At 66.1% G+C, this 13,565-nt stretch carries 16 protein-coding genes; 7 read left to right on the top strand and 9 right to left on the bottom strand.

Annotation, left to right across the window (positions count from 1 at the left end; genetic code table 11):
• Positions 1-35: 35 nt before the first annotated feature.
• The gene (locus tag E0501_RS11835) at positions 36-1,223 is read right to left on the bottom strand and encodes an aspartate aminotransferase family protein (RefSeq protein WP_137701551.1); all 1,188 of its coding nucleotides are present in this window, start codon (positions 1,221-1,223) and stop codon (positions 36-38) included.
• A 259-nt stretch (positions 1,224-1,482) separates the two neighbouring features.
• Between E0501_RS11835 and E0501_RS11830 the strand changes: the two genes are divergently transcribed.
• Entirely contained in the window at positions 1,483-2,451 is a 969-nt protein-coding gene (locus E0501_RS11830) for a DMT family transporter (protein ID WP_235857829.1), read from the top strand.
• 94 nt (positions 2,452-2,545) lie between these two features.
• Positions 2,546-3,124, top strand: coding sequence for a GcrA family cell cycle regulator (locus E0501_RS11825; protein ID WP_137701550.1), 579 nt, complete (start codon positions 2,546-2,548; stop codon positions 3,122-3,124).
• Between the two features lie 182 nt (positions 3,125-3,306).
• On the opposite strand, the gene E0501_RS11820 is transcribed toward E0501_RS11825, so the two are convergent.
• Entirely contained in the window at positions 3,307-5,220 is a 1,914-nt protein-coding gene (locus E0501_RS11820) for an AsmA family protein (protein ID WP_137701549.1), read from the bottom strand.
• Positions 5,221-5,326: 106 nt separating this feature from the next.
• Complete coding sequence (locus E0501_RS11815) at positions 5,327-7,327, bottom strand: hypothetical protein (RefSeq protein ID WP_137701548.1); 2,001 nt, start codon at positions 7,325-7,327, stop codon at positions 5,327-5,329.
• Between the two features lie 248 nt (positions 7,328-7,575).
• On the opposite strand from E0501_RS11815, the gene rimO reads away from it, so the two are divergent.
• Positions 7,576-8,955: a 30S ribosomal protein S12 methylthiotransferase RimO gene (gene rimO, locus E0501_RS11810; RefSeq protein ID WP_137701547.1), complete on the top strand. Its 1,380-nt coding sequence runs from the start codon at positions 7,576-7,578 to the stop codon at positions 8,953-8,955.
• Between the two features lie 93 nt (positions 8,956-9,048).
• On the opposite strand, the gene E0501_RS11805 is transcribed toward rimO, so the two are convergent.
• Positions 9,049-9,621 (bottom strand): hypothetical protein, encoded by a 573-nt coding sequence (locus E0501_RS11805; protein ID WP_137701546.1) that lies wholly within the window; start codon positions 9,619-9,621, stop codon positions 9,049-9,051.
• Between the two features lie 14 nt (positions 9,622-9,635).
• A complete protein-coding gene (lfb1, locus tag E0501_RS11800) occupies positions 9,636-9,962 on the bottom strand; it encodes an LIC10280 family protein (RefSeq protein WP_235857828.1) in 327 nt (108 codons plus the stop codon).
• 93 nt (positions 9,963-10,055) lie between these two features.
• On the opposite strand from lfb1, the gene E0501_RS11795 reads away from it, so the two are divergent.
• The 3 genes from E0501_RS11795 to E0501_RS11785 all read left to right on the top strand — a co-directional run bounded on the left by E0501_RS11795 (position 10,056) and on the right by E0501_RS11785 (position 11,679).
• Positions 10,056-10,358 carry a DUF1330 domain-containing protein gene (locus E0501_RS11795; protein WP_137701544.1) on the top strand — a complete coding sequence of 101 codons (303 nt, stop codon included), beginning with the start codon at positions 10,056-10,058 and terminating at the stop codon, positions 10,356-10,358.
• Positions 10,359-10,508: 150 nt separating this feature from the next.
• Complete coding sequence (locus E0501_RS11790; RefSeq protein WP_161594607.1) at positions 10,509-11,324, top strand: ankyrin repeat domain-containing protein; 816 nt, start codon at positions 10,509-10,511, stop codon at positions 11,322-11,324.
• 112 nt (positions 11,325-11,436) lie between these two features.
• Positions 11,437-11,679: a CDGSH iron-sulfur domain-containing protein gene (locus E0501_RS11785; protein WP_137701542.1), complete on the top strand. Its 243-nt coding sequence runs from the start codon at positions 11,437-11,439 to the stop codon at positions 11,677-11,679.
• A 134-nt stretch (positions 11,680-11,813) separates the two neighbouring features.
• Here the strand turns inward: E0501_RS11785 and E0501_RS11780 are convergent, their stop codons facing one another.
• The 4 genes from E0501_RS11780 to E0501_RS11765 form a co-directional block, all read right to left on the bottom strand.
• A complete protein-coding gene (locus E0501_RS11780) occupies positions 11,814-12,173 on the bottom strand; it encodes a diacylglycerol kinase (protein ID WP_137701541.1) in 360 nt (119 codons plus the stop codon).
• Between the two features lie 58 nt (positions 12,174-12,231).
• A complete protein-coding gene (locus E0501_RS11775) occupies positions 12,232-12,495 on the bottom strand; it encodes a DUF6455 family protein (RefSeq protein ID WP_235857827.1) in 264 nt (87 codons plus the stop codon).
• The gene (locus E0501_RS11770) at positions 12,492-12,767 is read right to left on the bottom strand and encodes a DUF6455 family protein (RefSeq protein ID WP_235857826.1); all 276 of its coding nucleotides are present in this window, start codon (positions 12,765-12,767) and stop codon (positions 12,492-12,494) included. Before E0501_RS11770 ends, E0501_RS11775 begins: the two co-directional genes overlap by 4 nt.
• 72 nt (positions 12,768-12,839) lie before the next feature.
• Complete coding sequence (locus tag E0501_RS11765) at positions 12,840-13,205, bottom strand: YigZ family protein (protein WP_193555893.1); 366 nt, start codon at positions 13,203-13,205, stop codon at positions 12,840-12,842.
• 92 nt (positions 13,206-13,297) lie between these two features.
• Here E0501_RS11765 and E0501_RS11760 point away from each other — a divergent pair, with 92 nt between their 5' ends.
• Positions 13,298-13,561 (top strand): CBU_0592 family membrane protein, encoded by a 264-nt coding sequence (locus E0501_RS11760; RefSeq protein ID WP_137701538.1) that lies wholly within the window; start codon positions 13,298-13,300, stop codon positions 13,559-13,561.
• Positions 13,562-13,565: the final 4 nt, after the last annotated feature.

Below are 13,565 nucleotides of genomic sequence, written 5' to 3'. Positions count from 1 at the left end.
GCCGGGGGCGCTGCCCCCGGACCCCCGAGGTATTTTCAGTCAGATGAAGAGGCGGATTCGATCTGCGTGGCGGCCGCGTCGAGGCGCGTCACCGCCTCGGCGATCTCGTCCTCGGTGATGTTGAGCGGCGGCAGCAGGCGGATCACGTTGTCGGCCGCCGGTACGGTGATGACCAGGTTGTCATAGCCCGCCGCGACCACGTCCGCCGCCGGTGCCTTGCAGCGAAGACCCAGCATCAGCCCCGCGCCGCGCACCTCTTCGAACACGTCCGGATGCGCCGCGACAAGGCCTTCGAGCTTCTGGCGCAGCGCGCCCGCCCGGGCGTTGACGCCGGCCAGGAAGCCCGCGTCCGAGACGATCTCGACCACTTTCGCGCCCACCGCGCAGCCCAGCGGGTTGCCGCCATAGGTGCTGCCATGGGTGCCCGCGGTCATGCCGCTCGCGGCGCGCTCGGTCGCCAGAACCGCGCCCAGCGGGAACCCCCCGCCGATACCTTTCGCCACCATCATGATGTCCGGCGTGACGCCCGCCCATTCATGCGCAAAAAGCCGCCCGGTGCGGCCCATGCCGCATTGCACCTCGTCAAGGATGAGGAGCGCGCCGGTCTCGTCACAGAGCGCGCGGATCGCGCGCAGGTCCTCGTCGGCCAGCGGGCGGATGCCGCCCTCGCCCTGGATGGGTTCGATCAGGATCGCCGCCGTGCGGTCGGTGGTGGCCGCCTTCAACGCGGCCATGTCGCCCCAGGGCAAGTGGGTGAACCCGCCCAGCACCGGGCCGAAGCCCTTGACCATCTTTTCCGAACCCGCCGCGGCAATCGCCGCCGAGGACCGGCCATGGAACGAGCCTTCGAAGGTGATGATCTCGACCCGCTCGGCATCGCCTGCCTCGTACCAGTACTTGCGCGCCATCTTCACCGCCAATTCGCAGCTCTCGGTGCCGGAATTGGTGAAAAAGACGGTGTCGGCAAAGGTGTTTTCCACCAGCAGGTCAGCCAGCTTCTGCTGCTCGGGGATGCGGTAGAGGTTCGAGACATGCCAGAGCTTGCCGGCCTGTTCGGTCAGCGCCGCGACGAGATCCGGGTTGGCATGGCCCAGCGCGTTCACCGCGATGCCGCTGCCGAGATCGAGAAAGCGTCGGCCGTCACGCTCCACCAGCCAGCTGCCCTCGCCCTTCACGAATTCGAGGGGGGCCCGGTTATAGGTCGGCAGAACAGACGGGATCATGGTCGTATCCTTTCCCAGAAAGAAGCCCCGGGTTTGCCTTTTGCGGGGCCATTCGTCAATGTTTTTTGAGGGTTGGTGCCGCGATCGCGGCGGGAACACGAAAACGCCCAGAGCAGGGGCGCCCGGACTCAGCCGGGGATCAGACGCGTCGGCGTCGGCGGATGATCTGTGCAGCAATCATGTTCATGGCCGGGGACATACGGCGGCACCGCGCGCAAGTCAAAGCTTTTCGCGCTTTACTTGCACCCCGCCCCGGCGCATGAGAACGGCCATGTTCACGCCCCGCGCCCAGAACCCCGGCCTCGCCATCGGCTTCATGCTGATGGCCTGTGCCTTCATCGCCGCCTCGACGCTGATGGCGAAACTGGCCGGCACAGCGCGGCTGGGCGATCCTCTGCATGCCCTGCAGGTCAGCCATGGCCGGTTTCTCTTCGCCTGGATGCTGATCGCCTCGGCCGCGCTGGTGGTGCGGCTGCGCCTCGAGCGGCCCAACCTGCCGCTGCATGCCTTTCGCACGCTGGCCGGCTGGGGCGGGGTGTCGCTTCTCTTTGCCGCGGTGGCCTATATCCCGATGGCCGATGCCACCGCGATCAGCTTTCTCAACCCGGTCTTTGCCATGATGCTGGCCATTCCGCTGCTGGGTGAACGGGTGGGCCCGATCCGCTGGGGCGCGGCGGCGATTGCGCTTGTCGGCGGGCTGATCCTCCTGCGCCCCACCGCGGCGGCGTTTCAGCCCGCGGCGCTGCTGGCGCTGGCGGCGGCGGTGGTGATGGGCATCGAGATCACGGTGATCAAGCTTCTCTCGGGGCGCGAGGGCACGTTACAGATCCTGTTCATCAACAACAGCTTTGGGCTTTTGATCGCCAGCGCCGCGGTCTGGCCCGTCTGGGCCCAGCCCAGCCCGGCGCAATGGGCCGCGCTGGCCGGGGTGGGCATCTTCATGGCCTGTGCACAGGCGTCCTATGTCAACGCCATGGCCCGCGCCGAGGCGAGCTTTGTCGTGCCGTTTGCCTATGCCACGCTGGTCTTTGCCACCGGCTTCGACGCGCTGGTTTTCGGCAGCTGGCCCGACGCGGTGTCACTCGCGGGCGCGGGCGTGATCGTGGCCGGCGCAGCCCTCCTGGCCTGGCGCGAGGCGCAGCTGAAACGCCGCGCGGCCGATATCGGGCCAAAATGTTTGAAAAACAGGCCCATCGCGGGCTGCGCAGGCCAATCTGACACCTTGTAACTTGGGCTGCAGTGTTTAGTATAGAGACCGACCTGATGTTGAGGCGGCCCCGCACGCATGGCCGCCTTTTCGCTTTGAATACCGAGGAAGATGCATGTCCTGGACCGATGAACGCGTTGAGCTGCTGAAGAAGATGTGGGGCGAAGGCCAGTCGGCCAGCCAGATCGCCAAGGAACTGGGCGGTGTCACCCGCAACGCGGTGATCGGCAAGGTGCATCGCCTGGGCCTGTCGAACCGCTCTTCGGGCAGCCCCAAGACCGAGGCCAAGGCCAAGCCCGCCGCCAAGGCCGAGGCCAAGCCGCGCGCGACCCGCGCCAAGGCGGCAAAGCCCGCCAAGGAGACCGCGCCGAAGGCCGCCGAGACCGAAGCCAAACCCGCGCCCACACCGGCGCGTAAGCAGATCATCCCGGCCGGCCAGCCGCTGCCGCCGCAGCCCTCGGCCAACGAGATCAGCCCCGAGGCCCTTGCCAAGGTCAGCGAGATCGAGAAGAAGGCCAAGAAGCTGAGCCTGATGGAACTGACCGAGCGGACCTGCAAATGGCCCGTGGGCGACCCGGCGACCGAGGATTTCTGGTTCTGTGGCCTGCCGGTGCAGGCCGGCAAACCCTATTGCGAGGCCCATGTCGGCGTCGCCTTCCAGCCGATGTCGAGCCGCCGCGACCGCAAGCGCTGATCCGCGGGCAGGTATTGCGCCGCGCGTCGCGCGTCGCGACGGGGCCTCGGCTGACGCCTCGGCCCGGGCGTTTCCGTAGCGGCTGCGCTGACTGTACACGGTGCGCCGTCGTCATCGCCGGGTTTTGAGTATTTTTGCCAAGAAAGAGCGGCAGGGCGATGAGCCTGTCAGACGCGCCCCGCCTATTCGAGCAGTTTCTGCAGGCCGCGCATCAGCTCCTCCTCGGCCTTGCGTTTGAGCGCATCCTCGACCTTTTCGCCCTCCTGTACCTCGACATCGAGCTCTTTCCTGAGCGTTTCCCTGACCTTCTGCTCGACCTTTTCCTCGACCTGCTTCTTCTCCTCGGCGAGGTTGAGATCGACCGCGGCGCCCATGTCGGGGGTGATCCGGGGCGCGCTCCACGGCCCGCGGATGCGCACCGGTATGGCGAGGCCGCGTCCGCCGCGCGCCTTGAGCGCAACGGGGGTGAAGAGGTAATCGATATCGCGCGCACCCAGACCGATACGGCCCGTGCCGGTGGCCTCGATCCCAGGCAGCGCCAGTTTCAGGTCGGAATTCACAAGGTTGCCGCCCGCCATGGTAAAGCTGGCGCCGAGGCTGTCGAAGATCGTGGTGCCACCGCTGCCGTCGCCCGACCGCATCAGCCGGTCGAGATCCATGCCCGCGATCACGCCGCGGCCCATGGCGATGCGGCCATCGCCCTGGAGGCTGTTCATGATCGCATTCAGAGACTGGCCCACGCCGAGGAAGCCCAAGTTGCCGTCGGCCTTGCCCGACAGCCGGGTAATGCCCGCCATGTCCGAGAGCAGGTCCTTCGTCTCGACCCCGCGCATCGAAAGCTTGCCACCCACCGAGAGGCCGCTGCGGTTGTTCATCACGAACTCGCCGCCGAAGGCGCCGCCATAGGCCGCCACGTCGTTGAGCGAAAACACCGCGCGGGCGCGGTCGATGGTCACCGTGACGTCTGTCGCGTCCAGCTTGACCCGGCCCAGGTCGATGCTCTCGGCCGTAAGCCGCACCTGGCCATCCAAAGCGCCCAGCCCGCTGGCGTCGATCGGCGCGGTGGACCAGCCGCTGCTTTCGGCCTGGCCGCCGCCCGTGCCCCCGCCCGCCTCCGGCGCCCCGGCGAAATCCAGTGCACCGGCGCGCAGCCGCGCGCGCAGCTGCGTCTTGCCGTCCAGCGTGATGTCCGCATCGCCGGTGATCGCGTTGTCATCGAGCCGCAGCGCCATCTTGCGCAGCGCCAGCGCCTTGCCATCTGTCAGCACGATCAGCCCCTCGCCGCGGATCGCGCGGCCCATCCCCTCGGGCGGCGCGACCGCCCCGAGGCCCAGCGCCGCGGCAAAGGCCTTGGTGCGCGGCAGATCGGCGCTCAGCCGTCCTTCGGCATCGCCGCCCGCCCCGGCGCGACCGGCAAATTCCAGCGTGCCGCCCCCGGCCGTCAGCGTCGCCTCGACCGGCACCGGCGCCCCGTCGAGAAAACCGAGAAACCCGTCGATCGCGCCCCTGAGCGCCACCGGCGTTCCCGCCGGATGCGCGGTCAGCTCGATCTGCGCCCGCCCGGCCAGGTCGGGCGCCAGCAACGTCAGGTCCAACTTGTCGAAGCGCTGGCGCGAGCCGTCGGAATGATCCACGTAGCGCAGGCTGCCGTCGCTCACCTCCAGCCGGTCCAGCGCGAACGCCATGCCGCGCCCTCCCGCGCCGCCGGTGCCGCGCTCGATCTCCCAGTTGAACCGCCCGTCGCGGCTCCGCTCCAGCAGCATCTCGGGCCCGACCAACTCCAGCGCCTTCACCCGCACCTGCCCGCGGAAAAGCGCCCCGGTCTCCACCCCGATGCTCAGGCCCCGCGCGCTCAGCATCAGCGGCTCGTCCGACCAGTCCGCGTTCGAGATCGTTACCTTGCCGGTGCGTACCCCCAGCACCGGGTAGAAGGACAGCTCCACCCCGCCCTCGACACTCACCTGCCGGCCCGTGGCCGCGCGGATCTGGTCCACCGCCACCTGCGCGATCTTCTCTCCGGGCAGCAGCAACAGCCCCCCGGCCAGCAGCAGCGCGGCCACCACCAGCGCCCCGAACACCCTGAAGATCCAGCGCATCTGCGCCCCCTTTGCCCGATCAGCCGCCTGTCGCGGCCTTTGCCCCACAGCTAACCACGGCACGGCGCATCGGCAACATCCCGCGCGCCGATGCGCCAGCTTTCGCCTATTCCTTGCGCCCGATCAGGCCGGTGACAACCGCGGCGCCCACCGCGGTGATGATCCATCCCATCACCTGCACCGCCCAGCGCATCCAGTAGCCCCACCAGCCCCACCACCCGCGATCCTTCGACGGGGCCCAGGCGTTCTCCTGCCCCAGCGCATCCAGCGGCACGAATAAGTCGAGCGCATAGAGCGCCGGGCTGAAGGTTTCGTAATCGCGCGCGGTCGGCATCGGCTTCTTCCCCGCCCCGTCGCCTGCCCAAAGATGCAGCGGCATATCACAACCTGCCTGCTTTATTTCCGTGCATCCCGCCTTCAGTGCTCGCCCCCAATCACCCGAGGTCAGCACCACGTCCGAGGCCGGCGCCATCTGCCCCGCCGCATAAGCGTTGCCATAAAGCCAGTAGCAGAAAACCCAAATCCCCGCGACCCACAGAAGCGCCCGCGCGGGTGCGTGGCCATAGCCGAACAGCCAGCGAAACATCGTATCCCAGCCCGCTTGCGCCACCGCTGGAAGCGAGGAAACCCCGGCGCGCCAGCTTCCGTCGATCCGTCCCGCCGCCCGGCGCTGCGCCGCCGCCCGCACCTTGCGCTCGCGCACCTCCAGAACCCGCGCCGCCCCGCCGCGATTGCCCTGCGCCTCCAGCACCTTGGCCAGCTGGGTATAGGGCTGCGGGTCGAACCCGTCGGGCGCAGCCTCGAGCCACGGCTGATGCTCCAGCGCCTTTTTCATCTCCTCCGGCAGGGGCCACTCCAGCTTGCGGTCCAGCCAGTCAAGCCGCTCGGCAATGCCCATCTGGCTCTGCACACTGTCGAACTGCAGTCCGCCAAGCCGGAGGTTCTGCACCGTCTTCCAGCTCTCCGCATCGTCGCGCAGCACCCCCAGCCTCACCTCGGTCAGGTCGAGGGCCTCCACGTCCCCCTTGACACCCTGCCAGTAGAACCCTTCTTCGATCCGCGCACTCTCAAGGTCCACGATCCCCTCGATCCTCGCGCCTTCGATCCGCAGGTTCCCACCAATCCGCGCCCGGGAAAAATCCACCCGCCCGCTCAGATGACAGGCCCGCGCCGTCCCCTTGCCTTCCGCCGTCGCCAGCCGCAGGAACACATCCGCCCCCACCTCCAGCGCTTGACTAGTCAGCGCTCGACCCTCGCCGCCGTCAAACCGCCCGCCGACGCAGGACAGCTGCCCACCGATCCGCGCCCCTCGCAGGTTCACCTCCCCATTGGCCTCGAACCCGTCGCGCAGGAGAAGGCTCGCCCCCACCTCCATCGAATCACCATACAGCGCTCGGCCTCCACCCCCGTCAAACCGCCCACCGCTGCAAGCCACCTGCCCACCGATCCTCGCCCCTCGCAGGGTCACCTCCCCATTGGCCTCGAAGCCGGCGCGCGGGAGAAGGCTCGCCCCCACCTCCATCGAATCACCATACAGCGCTCGGCCTCCGCCCCCGTCAAACCGTCCACCGCTGCAAACCACCTGCCCTCCGATCCTTGTCCCGCCCAATTTTACCTGCCCCTTGGCATTGAACCCGTCACTAAGGTAAAGACTTTCCTCCACCATCAGCGCATCGCCATTGAGCGCCAGGCTTCCGTCCCCGTCAAACCGCCCACCACGGCAAGTCAGCTGCCCGCCGATCCGCGCCCCGCCTAGATCAACCAGCCCATCACTGGCAAAGCCATCGCGCAAATGCACATCCGTTTCGGTCTCCAGTCGGTGCAGCTCCAACCCCCGTGCGCATCGGCTGCCGGTCAGGTAGAGCCCGCCCAGCCTTGCATTTTGAAACACCAGCTGATCCGGGAAGCGGCAATACGCAAGCGTCAGGTCAAGCGAGGTTTCGCAGCCTTCGAAATCCAGCGCCCCGTCGATCCAGGCCCCCCACAGCGCCACCCCCTTGGGATGCGGCCGCGCGCCGCCCTCGCCGTCGCAGCCCCCGCGCAACAGGTAACGGATCAACCCCGCCCGCACCCGGCGGGTCGGGTCCGATGTGTCCTTGGGCCGCAACGCCGCACCATCGCCTTTGCATCGTCTTGGTCATCGGGGAGTGTCACCCCCGCGGGCCCCACCTCGTCGCCCGTTCGGCAGGCGTCCAGCAGTGCCTGTTCCAGCGGGGACCAGTCCTCCCCGCCCTTCACCTCGCCGATCGACGGCGCATAGGTTGTAACAACGACACTCTTTTCCATCAGAGGTCACTGTGGCCGCCGTCCCGCCGTCGGGCAAGGCCCCTTCCCCATCGCCCGCCGCGTCGCTATATGCCCCCCATGCAGAACCCGCCCGATCTCCGCCCCGACCTCGCCCATGCGCGCCTTGCCGATGACCGCCGCGAGGGCCAGCCGACCATCGGCATGGTGTCCCTCGGCTGCCCCAAGGCGCTCGTCGACAGCGAACGCATCCTCACGCGCCTGCGCGCCGAGGGCTATGGCATCTCGCCCGACTACGCCGGCGCCGACGCGGTGATCGTCAACACCTGCGGTTTTCTCGACAGCGCCAAGGCCGAAAGCCTCGACGCCATCGGCGAGGCGCTCAATGAGAACGGTCGCGTAATCGTCACCGGCTGCCTCGGTGCCGAGCCCGACTATATCCGCGAACATCACCCGCGCATCCTCGCCGTCACCGGCCCGCACCAGTATGAACAGGTGCTCGATGCCGTGCATGCCGCCGTGCCGCCCGCGCCCGACCCGTTCATCGACCTGCTGCCGGCCTCGGGTGTGAAACTCACGCCGCGGCACTACAGCTATCTCAAGATCTCCGAGGGCTGTAACCACCACTGCAAGTTCTGCATCATCCCGGCGATGCGCGGCCGCCTGCAATCACGCCCCCACGCGGCGGTACTGCGCGAGGCCGAGAAACTGGTCGAGGCCGGCGTCAGGGAACTCCTCGTCATCTCCCAGGATACCTCGGCCTATGGCATCGACTGGCCGCGCGGCGACCGGCCCGCTGGCGAGCAACCCATCACCCGGCTGGCGCGCGACCTGGGCAGCCTGGGCGCCTGGGTGCGCCTGCACTATGTCTACCCCTACCCCCATGTGCGCGAACTGATCCCGCTCATGGCCGAGGGGCTGATCCTGCCCTATCTCGACATCCCGTTCCAGCACGCCCACCCCGATACGCTCAAACGCATGGCGCGGCCCGCCGCGGCCGAACGCACGCTTGACCGCATCGCCGAATGGCGCGGCATCTGCCCCGACATCACCCTGCGCTCCACCTTCATCGTCGGCTATCCCGGCGAAACCGAGGAAGAGTTCCAGACGCTGCTCGACTGGCTGGACGAGGCCCAGCTCGACCGCGTCGGCTGCTTTCAGTACGAGAATGTCGAAGGCGCCGCCTCGAACGCCCTCCCCGACCATGTGCCGGACGAGATCAAGCAGGAGCGTTGGGAACGCTTAATGGAAAAGGCGCAGGCCATTTCCGAGGCCAAACTTGCCGCCAAGGTGGGCCAGACCCTCGAGGTAATCATCGACGACATCGACGAGGATGGCATCGCCACATGCCGCACGAAGGCCGACGCCCCCGAGATCGACGGCAACCTCTTCATCGACGACGGCACCGAGGGCCTATCCGTCGGCGAGATCGTCACCGTCGAGGTGGACGAGGCCGGGGAATATGATCTGTGGGGCGCGCTCAAACAGTAACGCACGCGCCGCTCCCTTGGGCGACGGCTGCCCATGGGGCTGATCGCGCGCTTCTAGGCCGAGCCCCCTGTCGATGCTTGCGTTCTGGAAACGCTATTCGGAAAGACGACTGAGCGTGTGTCCACCAGTGGTTAGGGTTTCATGTGCGGCAATCTCTGCCTTTTTCAGCAGAATTCTCCATAGTTCCTGCTCCGCGTGTTGGCATCCTGCAAGAAAACCCGTAGTTACATCTGCTTCCCACTGCATTTTCAAGGCATCCCAGACTTCGGGCTCAACCTCCACGATTTCTTCGTGACCTTTCACTATGTCAGGTTTCCCGTGTGCCAGCATGTTTCGAAAGCGGAACAACCGTCTTATCGTTTGAAGTGGCTCAGTTCCCCAAGTCAAACTAGCTCCTAAAACGTGGTTCAAGAGCTCTATCTTCTCGGCAATCGGCGCGCGTTCCGGCCACCCGGATTTGAGGACTTTCCAACCAACAAAATTCACTTTCGCTTCAATCGAAAACGCCGAGAAAACAAGCCCCGCCATGGTAACCAGACCTATTCCGTCCCGTTCGTTCTTGCGTTCTTTGTCTCTTGCGAGATCATGAAGGAAGTATGCCGCATTCGACAGATCATTGTGAATAAATCGCTCGGCTTCAGTTCGAACCAGATACTTTTCGGCCATATGCTTTCATCCCCTCACTTCTCCAGCCGCTCCATCGCCTGCCCGTCTGCCCAGGTGCCATACATCACGCCCCCCGGCATGATCACGTAAACCACCGGGTGCGCCGCGCCCCAGTCCACTTCCACCACGCGGCCCACGCGCTTGCCCACCCCGGCATAGCTCTGGTTGGCCACGATCCAGGCAAAGGCCACCGCGTCACTGCTCTCCTGCACCGTCACCGTGCCCGAGTATCGCGAGCCGTCCGGGTTGCGCCCCTCCACCCGGTAAGTGCCGGAAATGTCCTCCGCTATGTCCTGCGCCCAGACCGGCGCGGCCAGCACCAGCGGCACTGCAAATGCCATCCTGCGTGAAATCATCCCCAATCCTCCCTGCCGAAATCCGTTCCTGAAATTCCCGGCACCATGCTATGCTGCAAAGCGCAACAGGAGAAGCCCATGCCCGCCTACCTTATCTATGACGTCGAAATTCACGATCCCGAGCCCTATGCCGAGTTCATGAAACAGGTGAAACCGATCGTCGAGCAGATGGGCGGCAAATACCTCGTCCGTGGCGGCGCGCACGAGGTGCTGGAGGGCGACTGGCAACCGACCCGCCTGGTCCTGTTCGAATTCCCCGACATGGATAGTGCCCGCGCGCTCTTCAATTCCGATGCCTACGCTCCCTTGAAAGAGCTGCGCCGCACCTGCTCCACCGGGCATGCCGTGATCGTCGAGGGGCTTGGAGATCCAACCGCCTGACCTGCCCTAGCCCCCCAAAAGGACGCGCCGTCATTGACGCATGTCCAGCAGGACCGCTAGCGTCGCAGGTATGGCTCTGCCCCTTGCAACGCATACGGTACATGGCACATGAGAATGCGAACAGGCCTATCCGGATGGGTTTCTCTGATCGTGCTACCGGCACTCGTGGCGATCACGCTTGCCCTGCCGGCCCGAAGCGGTGAGGCGACAGACCTGCATCGCGCGGCGCGAAACGGCGATCTCGCAACCCTCACCGCCCTGCTCGACGCGGGCGCAGATATCAACGCGACGGACGGGGAAAACGAAACCGCCCTGCACAAGGCGGCCAAGGCCAACCATGCCCGGGCCGTCACCCTCCTGCTCAAGGCCGGTGCCGATCCCTATGTCAGCGGCCACAGCGTCTTCGGCTCCACCGGCACGCCCCTGCACGCAGCGGCAAGGCTCAGTCGGCTCGACAGCCTCCGCGCGCTGCTTGAGGCCGGGATCGACCCCAACCTGCCCGACCCGGGCGCCGGTCCGCCGCTGCACTACGCACGCCTCTATCAGCGCGACGCCGCTGTTGCGCTTCTGGAGTCCTACGGCGCCGGCCCGGTCGCGGCGCCGCCGATCCCGGCGCTGATCGCCGCGGCCGATCCTGGCAAAGGGGCCGAAGCCGCGAATTCCTGCCGCTTCTGTCACCTGCTGAAAGCGTCCGACGACGGCAGGCCCCGGGCCGGGCCGCCGCTCTGGAACCTCCTCGGCAGACCAAAAGGCGCCGTCGCGGGGTACAACTATTCCGATGCCATGCGCGCGGCGGGCGGGCGCTGGACCTACGCGGATCTCAACAGCTATCTCGCCAATCCCCGCGCCTTCGTCCCGGGCATCAAGATGGACGAGGTGCACGGCGTGACACCCCCGGCCCGGCGCGCCGCCCTCATCCGTCACCTGCGCGATCTCTCCGACACGCCGCCCCCGCTTCCGCGCTAGCGCGCCACCGTCGGGCACAGCCTTTCCCGCAATACCGCACAGATCACCGCATTGACCTTCGCCACGCGCCGGGCCAGCATTCCCGCGTAACGTGAGCCAAGGAGACGCACGCATGACCGACACCCCCGAAATCCCGCAGACCTCCCCCTATGCCGTCGAGGTCGAGGAAGGCAAAAACTACTTCTGGTGCGCCTGCGGCAAATCCAAGAAACAGCCCTTCTGCGACGGCAGCCACAAGGGCACGGATTTCACCCCGGTCAAATATACCGCAGAGGCCAGCAAGAAGGTCTTCTTCTGCGGTTGCAAGCACTCGGCCAACCGGCCGCTCTGCGACGGGTCGCACTCGAAACTCTGAGACCGCCCGCGCGGGCCGTTAACCGAATCCGGTTGCATCTGTAACCGGATTTGACGGCAGCCGGATGTCAGCCGGGGGGTGCACGCATGTCACCCCCCGTTTTTCTCAGCGTTCGGTGCCGTTAACCTGTCTTGTCAGATGATGAGCCCGGCCAGCACCACGGCCCAGGCCGCGCCCGCGGCAAGCGAGGACAGGAACACCGCCGCGCTGCCCGCATCCTTGGCCTTGCCGGCCAGCGCGTGCTGCTCTTCCGAGATGTAATCGACCGTGTGTTCGATCGCCGTGTTGACCAGTTCAAAGGCCATCACCAGGATCCCCAGGGCGATGATAAGCGCCTGTTCCGCAACGGAAATCGGCAGGTAGAGCGCCAATCCGGCCGACACGAGGTTGGCCCAGACCCAGGACCGGAAGGAATACTCACCCTTCCAGGTTTCGCGCACTCCGGCCCAGCTCCAGATGATGCGCAGACGCAGACGTTTGAAGAAATAGATCATCGCTTGGCCTCCCGCGGCCAAGCATGCGCCGTTTCATTGCCCGGCGCAAGCGTGCAAGTCATTGAAGCCGTTCAAGAACTTCCCGGTTGGCACAAACTTCCAGCGCCTCGCATCGCTGCACCGCGCCGGTTGCCAGCCACGTCTCGCAACTGGCCACGTGCGGGCATTGCCGGCAGCGCGTCACCAGCGCGGCATAGCCGTCCGCGCTCAGCTCGCCCCGCGCCATCGCTTCGCTCAGGTTCACCCCCATCGCGCGCGCCACGGATCGTGTCAGCCAGAAATGAAGTTCCGGGCTGCCAAGGTGTATAACATTGTCGCTCAAAGATTTTCTCCCATGATCTGATCTACCAGCAGGCCCGCGAAACGCTCGCGGTTTCGGCAGTTTCCGGGCAGCCCCTCCAGCGCCTCACCACGCCGCAGAAACCTTTCGCACCCCTCGGTCCACGCACAGCCACGGCATCTCTCGACCATCTTCGACCACGTTTCCTGGTCGATATCGCCCCGCGCCTGTGCCTGCGACAGGTCCAGCTCGTGCAGCTTTGCCATCCGCTGCGCCAGCCAGAAATGCCGCCGCACATCGCCGAGGGGTCTCATCGCATCGCCTCCTGCCGGATTCCACATTTTTTCAAGATAGGGGCCCGGGTCCATCCGCGTCCTTGATCCGGATCAAGCCTGCCCCGCGGCCCTCGCTTCAAGGTAGGCGTGCACGCAATCCTGCACCCGGCGAAACCGGTCACCGCCCAGCTTCACGCCCCCGTACCAGCGCGTCACCACCACCACGTGCCCGCGCAATCCCGCGCGTTCCAGCATCCGCACGATCACCATCCCCGCGCCGCTTTCGCCATCATCGCCCTTGACCGGTGTGCCATCAGGCAGGATCACCGCCCAGGTGTTATGCGTGGCTTTCGCGAACTTTCGGTTCTTCTTCAGCGTCTTCAGGAAACCGTCCACATCGGCCCGGCTGGCGGCCGATCCCCCCGACACCGCGTATTTCGAGCCCCGGTCCTGCACGATGTTTTCCAAGATCAGCAAAGTCGGGTTTCCCATACCTGACGGCGCGCAACCGGGGTGATAGCCTGACCCGGTTATTTCGAGAACCTGTACCATTTTCAAGGGATGCAGCCATGTCGTTCACGCACGAGCTGTCTTTTTACGAGATCGCCGGAATCATCGGCTTCACGATCTATGTCTTCAACTACGCGATGCTCACCCTACGCCGCCTGTCGGGTGACAGTGTCGTCTATTACATGCTCAACTTTTCCGCCGCGGGGCTGGTGCTGCTGGGCCTCACGGTCAGCTTCAACCTGGCCTCGGCGATGATCCAGATGTTCTGGATCGCCATGTCGTCTCTCGGGATCCTGATCCGGGTGGCGCGCCCGCGCGGGTGAACCG

Origin of the sequence: Marimonas lutisalis (assembly GCF_005434965.1) — a bacterium.
Taxonomy (GTDB): domain Bacteria; phylum Pseudomonadota; class Alphaproteobacteria; order Rhodobacterales; family Rhodobacteraceae; genus Marimonas_A; species Marimonas_A lutisalis.
Note: the sequence above shows the minus strand (reverse complement) of the source record. Positions and strands in the feature narration are given on the sequence as shown.